General features: G+C 65.8%; 12 protein-coding genes and 1 pseudogene. 8 read left to right on the forward strand and 5 right to left on the reverse strand.

Going from position 1 to position 15,116, the window contains the following annotated elements; all coding sequences use genetic code 11:
- Positions 1-128: 128 nt before the first annotated feature.
- The 5 genes from ACFWY6_RS32915 to ACFWY6_RS32935 form a co-directional block, all read right to left on the reverse strand.
- Positions 129-1,406, reverse strand: a complete 1,278-nt coding sequence (locus ACFWY6_RS32915; RefSeq protein ID WP_384698255.1) for a PTS transporter subunit EIIC — start codon at positions 1,404-1,406, stop codon at positions 129-131.
- A 248-nt stretch (positions 1,407-1,654) separates the two neighbouring features.
- Complete coding sequence (locus tag ACFWY6_RS32920) at positions 1,655-4,207, reverse strand: acyl-CoA reductase (protein WP_384698258.1); 2,553 nt, start codon at positions 4,205-4,207, stop codon at positions 1,655-1,657.
- Positions 4,207-5,421: an acyl-protein synthase gene (locus ACFWY6_RS32925; protein WP_384698261.1), complete on the reverse strand. Its 1,215-nt coding sequence runs from the start codon at positions 5,419-5,421 to the stop codon at positions 4,207-4,209. Before ACFWY6_RS32925 ends, ACFWY6_RS32920 begins: the two co-directional genes overlap by 1 nt.
- Positions 5,418-6,596 carry a GNAT family N-acetyltransferase gene (locus ACFWY6_RS32930; protein ID WP_384698264.1) on the reverse strand — a complete coding sequence of 393 codons (1,179 nt, stop codon included), beginning with the start codon at positions 6,594-6,596 and terminating at the stop codon, positions 5,418-5,420. Before ACFWY6_RS32930 ends, ACFWY6_RS32925 begins: the two co-directional genes overlap by 4 nt.
- 54 nt (positions 6,597-6,650) lie before the next feature.
- Positions 6,651-7,889 (reverse strand): MFS transporter, encoded by a 1,239-nt coding sequence (locus tag ACFWY6_RS32935; RefSeq protein ID WP_384698268.1) that lies wholly within the window; start codon positions 7,887-7,889, stop codon positions 6,651-6,653.
- 827 nt (positions 7,890-8,716) lie between these two features.
- Here ACFWY6_RS32935 and ACFWY6_RS32940 point away from each other — a divergent pair.
- From ACFWY6_RS32940 to ACFWY6_RS32975, 8 genes and pseudogenes are all read left to right on the forward strand, one after another.
- Positions 8,717-8,914 (forward strand): hypothetical protein, encoded by a 198-nt coding sequence (locus ACFWY6_RS32940; protein WP_384698271.1) that lies wholly within the window; start codon positions 8,717-8,719, stop codon positions 8,912-8,914.
- Between the two features lie 108 nt (positions 8,915-9,022).
- Entirely contained in the window at positions 9,023-11,122 is a 2,100-nt protein-coding gene (locus ACFWY6_RS32945) for a peptidase domain-containing ABC transporter (protein ID WP_384698274.1), read from the forward strand.
- A gap of 20 nt (positions 11,123-11,142) precedes the next feature.
- Complete coding sequence (locus ACFWY6_RS32950) at positions 11,143-12,447, forward strand: glycosyltransferase family 2 protein (protein ID WP_384698276.1); 1,305 nt, start codon at positions 11,143-11,145, stop codon at positions 12,445-12,447.
- A 297-nt stretch (positions 12,448-12,744) separates the two neighbouring features.
- The gene (locus ACFWY6_RS32955; RefSeq protein WP_384698278.1) at positions 12,745-12,978 is read left to right on the forward strand and encodes a glucose PTS transporter subunit EIIB; all 234 of its coding nucleotides are present in this window, start codon (positions 12,745-12,747) and stop codon (positions 12,976-12,978) included.
- A 145-nt stretch (positions 12,979-13,123) separates the two neighbouring features.
- Positions 13,124-13,873 carry a ribonuclease PH gene (rph, locus tag ACFWY6_RS32960; RefSeq protein ID WP_384698281.1) on the forward strand — a complete coding sequence of 250 codons (750 nt, stop codon included), beginning with the start codon at positions 13,124-13,126 and terminating at the stop codon, positions 13,871-13,873.
- A gap of 129 nt (positions 13,874-14,002) precedes the next feature.
- Complete coding sequence (locus tag ACFWY6_RS32965; protein WP_384698284.1) at positions 14,003-14,395, forward strand: hypothetical protein; 393 nt, start codon at positions 14,003-14,005, stop codon at positions 14,393-14,395.
- A gap of 156 nt (positions 14,396-14,551) precedes the next feature.
- On the forward strand, positions 14,552-14,947 hold the full coding sequence (locus ACFWY6_RS32970) for a hypothetical protein (protein ID WP_384698287.1): 396 nt from the start codon (positions 14,552-14,554) through the stop codon (positions 14,945-14,947).
- 28 nt (positions 14,948-14,975) lie between these two features.
- Positions 14,976-15,116 (forward strand): annotated as a pseudogene (locus ACFWY6_RS32975) (non-canonical purine NTP pyrophosphatase); the annotation flags it as partial.

Consider the following 15,116-nt stretch of genomic DNA (forward strand, 5'->3'; position numbering starts at 1 on the left):
AGTTTTTAATACGCCACAGTTCGACCGTGCTCTGGGGCGGACAACCCCAAAACCCCCAACAACCCCCCCGCGGGGGCGGCCCCCGGTGCGGGCAATCTTCTGTGTACTGCTATGTACTGCGGCTGAGGCTACTTCGACTCGGCCTTCAGGAGCTCGGCGAGCTCCTCGTCGGACTCGCGGCCCGGCGTCGGCAGGTTCCACTTGGTGATCGCGAAGCGGAAGACCACGTAGTAGACCGCGGCGAAGCAGAGGCCGACAAGGGCCAGGCCCCACGGGTTGCTCGCGATGCCGAGGTTGAGGAGGTAGTCGACCGCTCCCGCCGAGAAGCCGAAGCCGTCCTTCATGCCGAGCGCCCAGGTCAGGGCCATGGAGACACCGGTGAGCACCGCGTGGATCGCGTACAGGACCGGCGCGATGAACATGAAGGTGAACTCGATCGGCTCGGTCACACCGGTCACGAAGGCGGTGAGCGCGAGCGAGAACATCATGCCGCCGACGACCTTGCGGCGCTCGGGACGGGCGCAGTGCGTGATCGCGAGGCAGGCCGCCGGCAGAGCGAACATCATGATCGGGAAGAAGCCGGTCATGAACTGGCCCGCGGAGGGGTCGTGGTGCAGGAAGCGCGCGATGTCGCCGTGGTAGTCCACACCGTTCTCCTTCCACGTGCCGGCCTGCAGCCACGGGAAGGAGTTGAGCAGGTGGTGCATACCGACCGGGATCAGCGCACGGTTGGCGACACCGAAGATGCCGGCGCCCACCGCGCCCGAACCGACCAGCCACTCACTGAAGTTGTGCAGGCCCGTGCCGAGGACCGGCCAGATGAGACCGAAGACGATGCCGACGGCCAGGCCGGCGAACGCCGACAGAATCGGGACCAGGCGGCGACCGCCGAAGAAGCCCGCCCAGTCGGGGAGCTTGGTCCGGTAGAACTTCTGGTACAGCAGGGCGACGATGATGCCCATCACGACGCCGCCGAGCACACCGGCGTTGACCGGTGCGGCGTTCTCGACGATCTTCCCGTCGACCACTTCTTTGACCTTGGGGAGGTTGTCGTCGGTGAAGGTCGCGAGCACCTTCTGGAAGACCAGGTAGCCGGTGACGGCCGCGAGGGCGGTGGAGCCGTCCGACTTCTTCGCGAAACCGATGGCGATGCCGACGCAGAAGAGCAGCGGCATGTTGTCGAGCAGTGCACCGCCGCCCGCTGCCATGTAGCCGGCGAGCTTGTTCACGAAGGCCGGAAACGACTCCCTGCCGAGCATGTCGGCCTGCCCGAACCGCACGAGCAGGGCGGCGGCAGGCAGCACGGCGACCGGGAGCATGAGGCTGCGGCCGATGCGCTGCAGCACAGCCATCACGCTCGAGCGCTTCTTCTCCGGGGCCGCCGAGGCGGGGCTAGCCGTGGACACAACTTCCTCCAGTGTGCAAGGCGCCGCCCGCGAGGGTCACAGGCAGTGGGGGACGGCGGCGTCTCAGGGGTGCGCGGACTGGGCCGCGTGGTCTACACCAGCGAGTGGTGTAGACCAGTTGTAGCATGTCAAGCGCCGATAAGGAATCTGTGATCTATCACGTAAGTGATACGAAACGAAATGTTAAGCCATACCAGAAAAATCTTGATACTTCTGCATTCGTCTCGGGGTGATCCCGACCGGCTGGATCAGGCGGGCACGCGCCGGTCGATGACCGTGCGCAACTTGCCGCTGGCGCCGGCGCGTTCGAATTCGGAAGGGGCGATAGCTTCGACGCGGAGGTCGAGCAGTTGCTCGCTGACGACCCCTTCGTGCAATTCCGGGTAGTGGGCGAGAAATGCGGAAGCCGCCGCATCGGGGTCGGTGACGAGGGCGCGGTCCATGTGGACGACGACGCGCTCGCGCTCGGTCGACCTCTCCACGATCATCTGCAGCTCGCCGCAGTAGCCGAGGTGCTGCTCGGCGAGGTGCGCGAACATCCGGTAGTTGAGGAAGTAGGTGCCGACGCGGACCACGTCCCCGGTGCGGCCGAGCAGCTCGAAGCGAGGTGTCGTACGGCCGCAGCCGCACTCGCCCTCGACCCAGCGCCCCAAGTCACCCTGTTCATAGCGGGTGATGGCAGGTGCGCTGCGCGTGTGCGGCGTGAACACCAGTCGTCCCGTCTCTCCCGCCGCCGCCGGACGGTCGGAGTCGACCTCGAGGATCTCCAGTGTGAACAGATCGCTGAACAGATGGTGTGTGCTGCCCTCGGCGTGACTGCACTGGTGGGCCATGGTGCCCAGGTCGCTGCCGCCGTAGACGAAGGAGCGGACCAGCTCGACGCCGAAGTGCTCCTGAAGGTGGCGGCGCTGTTCGGCTCCGAAGTGCTCGCCGCCGTAGAAGATCTTCCGGATGCCGCCGTACTCGGTGAGCATCTCCCCGGCGTGCTGGAAGAGCTGCCAGATGTACGAGGGCATGGCAAGCAGAGTGCTGGCGCGGTGCCGGATGAGCGTGGCGGCGTCTCGCTCGTAGTCCTTGCCTGCGGCGATGGGCAGTTGGGCCGCGCCGATTTCCTCGAGGAGGCCGTGCCCGTACATGAAGCTGCCGTACATGTCGCCCGCGAACAGAAGGTTGGCGACCCGGTCGGTGCGTACGTCGAGTCCGGCTGCGACCAGGCCCTCGCCGGCGCGGCGCAGCTGCGTGCGGAAGTCCGCGTAGGTGTGGATGGCCAGCGCGGGCTTGCCGCTGCTGCCGCCGCTGCAGATGTGCAGCTCCGTCTTGTCGGGCGTGATGTGCTCATTGAGCTCCTGCACGTCGGCCTTGGTGAGCACTCGCTGATCCGGGTCCGGCTGCTGCCAGGCCGGTGTGCGGGGTGCGTCCGGGTGGGGCGCGTGCAGGTCGTCGAGGCGGCCGTCGTGGGTGAAGCGCTCGTCGAGTCGGACGCTGACCCGTCGGCTGTATCGCTGCAGTGGGTACAGGCCGTCGTGCGGCTCACCGTCGTAGCTGTCCATCATCGAGCCGACCGGTGTGACCCGCAGGACGCCGGCGGCGAACAGTCGCGCGGCGAGTTCGGGGACGTCTGCGCGGGTGGCGGCCAGACCGGCGGTCTGCAGGTAGCGGCGCATCGGCCGCAGTGTCGCGCCGACCTGGTCGCGGGGCAGCGGCTTGACCCACACCGTGCGGTACAGCGGTGACGCACGCAGCGCCGAGCGGTGGTCGACGAGGATCCGCCAGGCATCCTCGGGGCCCTCATGGACCTGGGTCAGGCCCAGGTGCTCCTCGGCCTGTGCGACAAGCACCGTGGTGGTGATCTCGGCACGCTCTGCCAGGCCGGGCCGGGTGGCCGGGAACTCACCGCCGCGCCTGTCGAGAGCCGCGCTCAACCGCCGGGCGAAGGCGGCCAGTTCGGAGTGGTCCGCGGTGTCCAGGTAGATCACCTGCGGGCTGGAGCAGGCCTGTTGGTCGAGGCGGCAGATGCTGTCGGCGACGCCGTCGAGGGTGTCCTTGTCCGCCCAGGTGTCGGCTGTCAGGTAGGCGAAGGAGATCCGGTGGCCCCAGGAGATCAACCGGCAGCCGGCCGGGACGTGTTCGGTGACACCGGCGATCGCCTGCTCGCCGCCCCAGGCGGCGACGGCATCCGCGGGCGCGCACATCAGCTTCAGCCAGTCGGTGCGCGATGAGGAGAAGCGCAGCACGATCAGGCGGGCCGCGATCCGGCCGTCCGGGTCCTGCTCGCCCAGAGCCTCCAGGATCAGATGGGTGAACAGTGAGTCACCGCCACTGGTCTTGATCACATTGACGTTGCCCGCGAGCAGGCCCTCCACGGCACTGAAGACGCCGACGATGGGGTCGTTGCTTGCGGTGATGTGCGCGAGGAGGCCGACCGGTGCCCAGGCCTCGAAGACCGGAGCGCGGAAGTCGACGCGCGCCAGGCTCTGCGGGTCGGTGGAGCCCAGCTCGGCGGTGAGCTTGCGTTCCAAGCCGTCGCGGCGCAGGAACGCTGCGATCGCGGCGAGGCTCTCCCCTGCCGACGTACGCTCCATGCCGGACTCGACGAGATGGTCGGCGAGCCGGGTGAACTCCGGGCTGTCCGGGGTGGACAGGGCGCGCGAAAGGCGGTCGCAGGCCGCGACGACCTGGCGGGCGGGCAGCGGGCGGCTCAGCTCGTCACGGACGACGGTCGGCAGCTCGGTGAGGAGCTTCTCCGCCTCCGCGTCGTCGATCCAACGTCCTTGCCAGAGATGGTTGTTGAGGTCGTGCATCACGCCGCACCCTTCATCAGTTCGGCAGCGGCGACGGCGCAGCTGCGGTTGGTGCTCGTGCCGGCCCGCCCGTGGATCTCGAACCACGGCGTCTGAAGACCGCAGCCGCAGTCGGAGCCAGGACGGATGGAAACCAGGTCGCCCATGAGCACGCTGTGCACGGGAACGGACGTCATGAACGGCGAGACACAGTGCAGATAGCCCTTCTCGCCGTACGGCAACGCGCGTAGCGTCTCGACGTCACGGGCGAAGATCCTCGACCAGACCGGGGCGTGCAGGTTGTGGCGCGCGCACTCGGCGTAGGTGACGCCGTGTTCCACGGCGCCGTAGCTGTCCCGTACCTGCTCGTGCGGGATGCCGAGCTGCTCCTCGATGCGGTCGTACAGCTCGAACTTGCTGATCTGGCGCCCGGTGTGCCCCTTCCAGCCGCCGCCGAGATAGACGAAGGAGTCCGGGCGCAGCTTCAGATTCGGTATGCCCATGGCGCGCATCCGCTCCAGGGTGAACCACAGGAACGAGGGGAAGCCGAGGATGCGTACCGGAAGGTCCTGCTCGGCGTAGCGCAGCAGGGTGGCGACGCTGCCGAAGGGGTCGAAGACATGCTCGTCGCCGACTGCGCGCAGCGCGTAGGCGCGATCGTTGACCGGGGCCATGTCGCACAGGAAGTTGTCGGTGAAGGCCGTGCCGAGCTTGAGGTCGTCGGTCGGCTCGTAGCTGTAGAGCAGGTAGTTGTTGGGCTGCTCGGGGGTGACGAAGCCGTAGTGGTCGAGGACGAAAGCGGCCATGCGCATGACCGAGCCGATCGACCACTCGTCGAAGAACATCTGCGACTTCTGGCCGGAGGTGCCCGATGAGGTCAGGTGGGCCGCGATCTGCTCCGCCGGGATCGACTTCACTTCATGGGTCTTGAAGAAGTTGGCGTGGATCAGCGGCAGGCCGGCCGGGTCCTGCGCCGTCTGAAAGGGGGAACCGCCCTGCGACGCGTGGGAGTTCCATACGCTGCGGTAGAAGTCGGAGCCCTGTGCATGCCAGTCGTTGACCTCGGCCAGAGCTTTGGTGAACAGCTCGTCGATCTCCGGGCCGACCGCGTAGGGGGTCCGCAGGTCGCCGAGGTGCTGAAGATGCGGCAGGCGTGCGGGATCGGGGACCGACAGTGGCTCGAAGTACTTCAGGTGCGCGGACCCGACGGTCGGCGCTGCGGGAGTGGTCGTCATCGTTGAGGTTCCTCCGGAAGGGTGTTGAGGTAGGTCGAGGTCCAGGAGCGGCTGTACTGATCGAGGTAGGGGATGAAGCGCGCGTCGAGGGCCAGTCCGCGGAAGTCGGGGCGGCCTGTGGTGTGGGTGAGAACGATGTAGTCGTGCCATTCACCGTCGTCGCAGCGCATGGCCGGGTAGACGGCGCTGGGCACGAAGCCGTGGGCGAGGTAGCGCGTGAGCCGCTCGCAGTCGGCCAGCGGCAGCAGTGTCTCCACGTAGGTGGCGCCCCGGTCGGCCATCGCCTGTACAACGGCGCCGAGCGAATCACCCAGGGCGTCGGCTGATGGCTCGACGTCGAGGAGCGCGCCGCAGCCCCCGTCCGTGTCGATCGAGCCGTACGCCTCGAACCGGCCGTCGGGCGGCGTGAGCAGGACGTTCGGGACGCCCAGTGGCAGCAGAGCGGTGTCGTCGCCATGGGCTTCACTGAAGCGGCGCGAGACGAATCCGGCGGCCTGGATGACCTCGATCGGCTCGGCCTGTGGCCGGGGGCGAACATTCGGTGCGGCCGACCGAGGTCGTACGCCGTCGAAGACGATGCCACCCGCGTCACGGGCTGCGTCGAGCAACGGCACTACCTGATCAGGGACTTCGCCGATCGGAGCGCGGTGGGCGAGGACTGCTTCGCGGTGGCGTACCACCAGGGCCAGCGTCTCGCGGCCCTGCAGCTCGACTGCTCCGGGCAGCAGCCCCAGGGGGCGAAGACCGTGCCGCATCAGGGCGCGTTGTGGTGCCGGGGACGTACAGCGGGCGGTGGCGTACACCGAGTCGAGCGCGCCGTTTTGGCCGAGTGCGTCCTCGCACAGCTCGGACAGCAGCGCACGGGCGATGCCCATACCGCTGTGGTCCGGATGTACGACGACGCCCTCGATCTTGCCGATACGCGCGGTCGAGTCGCCGCGAAGTATTGCAGAGCCGACGATTTCGCCCGTCCGGGCGCTCCGGGCGACCAGCCACCGTACGCCGGGGTCGTCCAGGGCAGCTGCCATCGCGGTCGGGCACGAGCCCAGACGCACGGGGTAGGCATTGCCGTAGACGGTGAAGTACAGCTGGCGCAGTGCGGCCACATCGCGAGACGTGGCGAAGTCGACCAGTACGGCGGTCTTCTCGGCCGACCGCGTCAACAGCGAGGTCATCGTGTTCCGTTCGTCGATTTCCTTGTGGGGCAGGGAGATGTGGGGCAGGGAGATTCAGTGCCGAGGGGAGCTGTTCGCCGACCGGCTCCGCAGCAGCAGGACGGCCGCGACGAGCAGGAGGCCGACGGCCTGGACCAGGCAGAGGATCTGCGTCGAGACCACGTCGCCGACCAGGCCGAAGACCAGGGCGGCCACCGGGAAACTGGCCCCGAGCAGGGCGAGCATCGCGGAGAAGAACACCGGCTTCGCCTCAGGCGGCACGCTGCGCTGGAACAGAGCGACGAACACGACGTTCGTGACGCCGACCGCCCAGCCGGCTGCGACCAAGCACACGAGGAAGGCCCCTCGGGCAGCCACGAATCCCGGCACGACGAGGGCTGCGCCGAACAGGGCCATGCAGCCGGCGCCGACGGTGCCGGGGTGCCCGGGAAGCCGCTTGCCGGTGAAGATGCCGAGCAGCATGCCCAGCCACAGGGCGCCCTCGAGCAGCCCCAGCGTGAGGGCCGGCGCTTCCAGCACGTTCTTGGTGTAGAGCGGCAGGATGAGGAAGGTAGCGGTGATGAAGAAGTTCGCCACGGCGAAACAGATCAGAGCCAGGCGAATGAAGGGAAGATCGGCCAACAGCCGCCAGGCACGGGCGAGTCCGTCGGACGCGTCGTCCTCACCGTCCACGCCGGTGACCGGGCAAAAGCGCGCACGGGTGAGCAGCAGAGCCGCGCCCAGGTAGGCGACGGCACCGACCATCGCCACGCCGGTCAGCCCGACATGGTCGACAAGCATCGCCCCGAGCAGCGCGCCGACCATGCCGACCAGCGAGAACGTCGACTGCTCGAAGGCGGTGGCGTCCTCGATGTCGGCGTCCTCGACCAGCTCGGGCACCGCCTTGGTCAGGCAGGGATCGAACAGTGCCTGGCAGGCGGCGAGGCCGAGCATGACCGGATAGACGGCCAGGGTGGGCACCTCGGCGAGGATCGCGAACCCTGCGAGGACCAGGGACAGCGTCGCCGCAGCGAGCACGGACGCGCGCAGTACACCCCGGCTGGCGCGCCTTGCTATCGCGCGTGCGATCAGCGGTGCGCACACCACCGGTGGCAGCGCGGCGCACACGAGGAAGAACCCGGACGCCATGCCGCGCTCGTCGGCGGCGACCCGGCTGAGCACCCACCACAGGACGCCCATCTGGTACATGCGGGTCGCGCTCTGGCTGAGCAGCTGCGCTCCCCAAACGCGAGCGAAGCTGCTGTTGCGCACGAGCAGCGGAGACCGCGCTTCGGTTGTCTCTGTGGCACTCACGGTGCGGTCACTTTCTTACGCCGGGTTCGGGGCATGGGTCGGCCTCGCCCCGGCATAGGGCAGGGAATGGACGAGTGGGAAAGGGGGAGGGGGGGAACGCAGAAGCGCCGCGCGTCAGCGGAAAACGTTGTGCCACCGGAAAGCACTGAGCCACCGGAAATCCAATCTGGGAGCTTACACAGGCACTCTCAGTCGAACTTCAATTTTCAATAGTCCGACAAGGAATGCAGCTGTCCTTGAAAGGCTTCGCCTCTTGGCGGGTGGGATGCCTCCTCCGGGCCGCGACCCGGGGACGCGTGGCCGTCGAGGCAAGGACGCGCTTCGCCGCCCCGGAACGCGCGCGTGCGGCGACGGTGGGTGCCCTCTGGAGCGCCAACTGCGTTGGTTCTGCCGAGACTTGATGGAAGTGGGCCCGCAGGTGGCTAAACCTGTCGACAGTTACGTTTCGGTAACGACCAACTGCCCCTTTGATGGAACTTCGGCATTATTGACCGATTTAGTGCCTGAATTGCTCTATTTACTAAATTAGACACTGTTGCTTGTGCGCGCGAGCCGTCGCCACCCGTGGGCTCCGATCCGCCAAGTCGGATGCCCTGAGGCCGAGTTGAAAGACTTTCGCAATCTCTCTTTTTTTGTCTTCAACAATTATGGGAGCGGCTCTGCGTGCACGTTCATGACGATCCTGCGTAGATCGACCTCGGGGTCTCCTCGATGTACGGTTCGGAGCAGCCGGAAAAGCCGTGGGCTTTTACTGGCTGTACCGAACAACGGTTGCTCTCCGGGGGAACTCCGTGAGTTAACCGAGCAACATGCGAAGGAGCATGAACATGAGCATTTCTCAGCTGCGTGAGCTGAACCTCCCGACGCTCGACGAGTCGGACGCCGCCGACGTCATGGGCGACGGCAAGAAGCTCAGCAAGGCCCAGTGCGCCTACATCAAGACCCTGTCCTTCACCAGCATCGGGATCTCCTGCGGTGGGTCGCCCCAGGACTACATCAAGATGTACAACCAGTTCTGCAAGTAAGTAGACGCGTTTCCTGCTCCGCCTCGCCGGCGAGGCGGAGCAGGAACGGGCGTGGTGTGAAAGAAGCGCGCCACTTGATGGTCCCCATCATGAGCAGGGAAGATTGCCGTGGCGCGACTGCGTAGACATCACACCCACCAGTTCGAAGAAACTGACTGTGGTCCGGCCTGTGTTCGCACAGTGTTGAGTCGGCACGGAATCCTCGTCGATCTCGCGATTCTTCGGGAGTCGATAGGGACGGGACAACAGGGCGCGAGCCTGCTCACCCTGAGAGAATCACTCGCCAGCTACGGGGCAGACACTGAGCTGCTGAATCTGAACCCCGAACAGCTGGCGCAGGCCGTACGTCTTGCCGGTCCTGCGATCATCCAGGTGGAGCTGGACGAAAATCCGCACTTCGTGGTCGTGCATGCTGTCAACCGCAAGGGAGACTTCATTGTCAGCGACCCCATGCTCTATCGCCCCAGGGTTATCAGCAGGTCCGATCTCGCGGCCATATTCCTGGGCCCGACGCTCATCACGGATCGAGTCAATAGCCGCCCCCGATTTAGATCCGGCGCGCAGTCCCTTCGAACCCGGGACGTAGTCGGTGAGATCCTTCGCGAGCGAAAGCGCGTCCTCGCGGGCATCCTGGTCCTGACCGTCGTGGTATCTCTGGTCGCACTTGCCATAGGCGTATTTCTGCAAGTGGCAGTCGACCGCCTGATCGCTCAGGGATCGATGAATATCGTCTCCCTGATCGCTGTCGGCTTCATCGTCGGCGTGCTCTTCTCCGCGGGTCTCGGCTATGTCCGTGGGAGAATGATTGTCACCTTGGGGCAATCGATGCAGCGGCAGTTCTCAGAGCGCTACGTAAAGAAACTCCTCTCCCTTCCGCTGAGCTTCCACCGGAACCGTCGTACCGGTGATCTGGTGAGCAGGCTTGATGACGTCCAGGAACTGCAAGCCCTAGTCGCGATGACTACGGTTCAAGCGACCATCGATGCCTTCATCGTCATCATGGTCGGTGGGTACCTTCTGTACTCCAGCCCTCTCGTCTTCGGGATTCTCATGATCCCGACAGCTGTCAATGTGTACAGCTCTTACGCTCTCTACCCTTCGATCCGTGAGGCAGCAGAGGAAGCACTTCAGCGCGACGCAACGCTCAAGGCCGAGGCGTTCAATGTGCTCCACAATTACGAAGACATAGCTTCCTACGGGAAGCGCGGTTTCGCTTTCTCGCGGATCTCGCGGAACCTGGAGCGCAGAATCGCCTCCGAGACCAGGCTCGGCAGGCTCGAGAACGTCAACTCGACGATCAAGATGGCCAACATGGGGGCATTCACCATCTTCATCGCCTGGATAGGTCTTCTCCAGGTTGATTCAGGGAAGCTCTCGATCGGCCAGGTCTTCGCCTTCTTCGCCCTGGCCGGCTACTTCATGAACTCCATGGAGTCGCTCACGTCCCTCCAAGTGACCTTGCAACGGATGTCCGTCGCAGTGGGCCGGTACCGCGACATCATCCTCCAGAAGTCGCAGACACCGCCGGACGGGTCGTGGCGGGCCGACAGCGGGAGCCTTTCTTACGGCGGCGGGCCAGTCGACCTGGATGTGCGAAACCTGGGGTACTCCTACCCTGCGACCCGGGGCGCGACGGTCTCGGACGTGAACCTCAAGCTGCCTGCGGGCTCCGCCGGTCTGCTGCAGGGAGCAAATGGATCCGGCAAGAGCACGGTGTTGAAACTGGCCGCAGGGTTGCTTCCGGATTACACGGGAAGTGTTCATCTGTCCGGGACGGACATACGTGAACTCGATGAGTCGTTCATGCGCAGGCACATTCTTTATGTCTCGGAAAACCCGGTCGTCTTCTCTGCTTCGCTCCGCGAGAACCTGACACTCGGTGGCAGCCATGAAGACGAGGAGATCATGGAGGCTTGCCGCGTGGCATCCTTCGCCGAGATCATTGACACCCTGCCTCAAGGACTCGACACGGTCATGAGAGAGGACGACGCCGGACTCTCGAGAGGGCAATTGCAGCGCATGGGGCTAGCGCGTGCCGTCCTTCATGCTCCGGCGATCTATCTTTTCGATGAGTCGTTCAGTGGGGTGGACAGGGTCACGTTCGAAGCCATTTGGCGAAACTTGCGGAATGTCGAGGCGACGAAACTGGTGGTTTCGCATGATGAGCTCGATTTCCTTGACTTCGATGTTCGAATATCGCTCGACTGAGGTGTGAGAAGGGTTCTCCCGTGGAATTTGGTGCTCTGCTGGCCGCGGCTTACGACGCCGAGTCCGGGACCTCCCGGCTCTATGATGACCTTCGGCTTGTCGCGGGCTGCTCCCAAGAGATATCGCGAAGCGAATTCAATTCCGCCGGGGGAATGGATGAGCTCTCTGCGAAGTATGATGCCCACCTTGCCCCCCATGTGACGGCTGTCGTTCTCACCCGTAACGAAGAGGACGTCATAGAACGCTGCCTCGGCGCTCTGTCGAAGGATGTCGATGACATATTGGTCATCGACTCCGGATCTGAAGACGGGACGGTCGATGCGGCCCGTTCCTCCGCCCCGGGCGTAGCGGTTCTGCATTCCTCCTGGGTCGACGACTTCTCTCACCACCGCAACCTGGGTCTGGAGAATGTGGGCCAGGGCTGGGTGCTCTTCGTCGACGCTGATGAGACGTTGGATCCCGCATCGCAAGGAAGAATTCGCCGCGCCCTGAAAGTCCTCGACTTCTTGTTGCCAGGGGTCGACTTCGTACTCGCTCCACGCATCATTGACACCAGCGGCAGTGTCTACGAGAACATTCATAGATTCATGCGATCCGATACGGCCCTGCGCTTCCGCGGCCGTGTTCATGAGCGTCCATACACGCCTCGTGGTGACATGCCTCCTTCCGTGCTTTTGAACATTGATTTCAGCCATCGTGGCTACGAGCCGGAGTTCATCCAGAGGAAGTCCAAGGATGCGGCGTACTCGCGCCTCGTGGACCAGTGCAGGGAGGACGATCCGGAGAATCTCGCCTGGGTGTACTACCAATCGCGTTCTGCGCTGGATCATGTAAATGACCCTGACCACGCCAGACAGCTCTTCGGGGAGCTTGAGCGAGCTGTACGCAACTGTCCGGCCGACGCTCCCGATTATTTGTCCGACCGTAGATCGGACTGTTTCGTCATCCTGTGTGAGCTCGCTCTGCGGTTCGGCGGGGCGAATGAAGTGCATACGTACGCAAGCGAGCTCGAAGGCGTGGGCCGCGTGGTCGAAGCCACGTACTACCGCACAGTGAGCGGATCCAGCCGTGCACTCGGTGACCTCTCCCGGCTCGTTGACGGCATCGAGGTGGCAGCGGGGTACGCCACCCCTGGAACTGCAGCTCAGATGGGAAAGCTCTTCGAGTTCCAGGCGCTGCTGTCCCTGGCCTGCGGTCGCTACGACGAGATCGCTACAGCTGCCGCACGTGCGGCAGCCATGGGTGTGCACGGCGGGCTCAAGCACGACATGGAGGAACTCCGCCGGCTGCTGGCCTGGTGGGATGCGGAGAATGCGGAGCAGTGACCTTCGCGCCATGGGCAGGTACTTCCAGCGCCTCAGCCATGCACCGCGGTTGCTGAGGTGCTCGGCGAGGTCTCGTCGATCCACCCCAGGTTTGGCAGCCGTCGCAAACTGGTGTAGACCAGTTGCGAAGTGAGGGGTGGGTGGTGTCGACCTCGCGCGCGATCGCGCCTGCAGTGCCGTGCCGGGGTGCACGACTGCCGTAACCACTCGCGAAGGTGATCCATCCGTGCGTTACCGTGACAAAGCGGACCGACGGTGGGTCGAACGCCGCGTCCTTTGAAAACAGGGAGAAACACCATGGCCAGCAAGGCTGAGAAGATCGTCGCCGGGCTCGGCGGCATCGACAACATCGAAGAGGTCGAGGGCTGCATCACCCGCCTCCGCACGGAGGTTCACGACCCGAGCCTGGTCGACGACGCCGCCCTGAAGGCCGCAGGCGCCCACGGCGTCGTCAAGATGGGCACCGCGGTCCAGGTCGTCATCGGCACGGACGCCGACCCGATCGCCGCGGACATCGAAGACATGATGTGAGCAGCTGAGCTCGAAGACACGATGTGAGCGACTGACATCGAAGACACGATGTGAGCGACTGAACTCACCGCCGAGGGGCCCTTCCCCGACCACGACCCGACCACGGGGAAGGGCCCCTCAGCCATGTCCGGATAGGCTCAACCCCATGTCCTCAACGCCCCGCATCGACGGCCGCACCCCCGAACAGCTCCGCCCCATCACCATCGAGCGCGGCTGGAGCAAGCACGCCGAGGGCTCCGTCCTCATCTCCTTCGGCGACACCAAGGTCTTCTGCACCGCCTCCGTCACCGAAGGCGTGCCGCGCTGGCGCAAGGGCAGCGGCGAGGGCTGGGTCACCGCCGAGTACTCGATGCTGCCGCGCTCCACCAACACCCGCGGCGACCGCGAATCCGTACGCGGCAAGATCGGCGGCCGCACCCACGAGATCAGCCGCCTCATCGGCAGGTCGCTGCGCGCCGTCATCGACTACAAGGCGCTCGGCGAGAACACCATCGTCCTGGACTGCGACGTCCTCCAGGCCGACGGCGGCACCCGCACCGCCGCCATCACCGGCGCGTACGTCGCCCTCGCCGACGCCGTCGCCTGGGCCCAGGGCAAGAAGCTCATCAAGCACGGCCGCAAGCCCCTCACCGACACGGTCTCCGCCGTCTCCGTCGGCATCGTCGGCGGCGTACCGCTCCTCGACCTCCGCTACGAGGAAGACGTCAAGGCCGACACCGACATGAACGTCGTCTGCACCGGCGACGGCCGCTTCGTCGAGGTCCAAGGCACCGCCGAGGCCGAGCCGTTCGACCGCAAGGAGCTGGGCGCGCTCCTCGACCTCGCCGTCGGCGGCTGCGACGAACTGGCCGCGCTCCAGCGCCAGGCACTGGAAGCGACCCTCCAGAACGGCTGAATCGCGCTGCCCGCGCCGCCGGTTGACGGCGGCCGGTCAACCGTCCGATCCCCGACGGCGTTGTCACGGATACGACGGGCGCGCGGGCCAGGCCGCGCGCTCACCCGTGTCCCGGGGAGGACTTCACCCATGGTCGCGCGTCACCGCCGTCTCGTCGTCGCCACCGTCACGACCCTGCTGCTCGTCCCAGGAGCCCTCGGACTCGCCGCCTGTGAGCCGGGCGACGCCGTGGACTGCGTCCGCGCGGCCGACGCGGTCTCCGACGGCGCCGACGCCCTGCGCAAGGCCGCCCAGGAGGCGGCCCTCTACCCGGAGAAGGCCGACGAGTCCTTCGACAGCATCACGTCGGACCTCGACGAGATCCGCGACAAGAACGACGACCAGGACATCCGCGACGCCGTCGACGAGATGAAGAAGGCGGTGGACAACGTCGAAGAAGCGGTCGACGACGGCGACAGGACACCCGACCTCACCCCCGTCGTGAACGCGGGCCGCAAGGTCACCAAGGCCTGCACCCCGTAAGGTCATCAAGGCCGTCCGCGGCCTGCAGCGATCAAGTAAATGCACGGGTCACCGATCCGGCAAGCAACCTTCAAGCCCCTTAGGGGCGTTCTTACGAGTACGGGCGCGCGGGCCAAGCCGTGCGCCCGTCCGCACCCCCTGGGGAGGGACCGAACCATGGCCGCGCGCCACCGACGTATCGCCACCGCCGTCACCGCCGTCCTGATCGCCGTGCCGGCAGGCATCGGCCTTGTCGGCTGCGACGCCGTCAACAAGGCGCTCGACTGCGTCCAGACCGCCGACTCCATCGCCGAGAGCGTCACCGACCTGCAGACGGCCGTCGAGGGCGCGGCCGACGACCCGACGAAGGCCGACAAGGCGCTCGACGACATCGGCAAGAACCTCGACGAGATCGGCGACAAGACCGACGACGCCGACGTGAACAAGGCCGTCGACGACGTCGACAAGGCCGTCGACAACGTCCGCCAGGCCATCAAGGACGGCGACGCGACACCGGACGTCGGTCCGGTGGTGGACGCGGCCGGCGAACTGACCAAGGTCTGCACGCCGTAGCGGAAAGCGGGCGCGGATACTGGTGGCCATGACCCGCCTCATCCTCGCCACCCGCAACACCGGCAAGATCACGGAACTCAGGTCGATCCGCGCCGACGCAGGGCTGCCTCACCACCACGTCGGCGCGGACGCCAACCCCCAGATACCCCACGTCAGGGAAACCGGCGTG

This window comes from Streptomyces sp. NPDC059037 (genome assembly GCF_042740015.1).
Classification (GTDB): domain Bacteria; phylum Actinomycetota; class Actinomycetes; order Streptomycetales; family Streptomycetaceae; genus Streptomyces.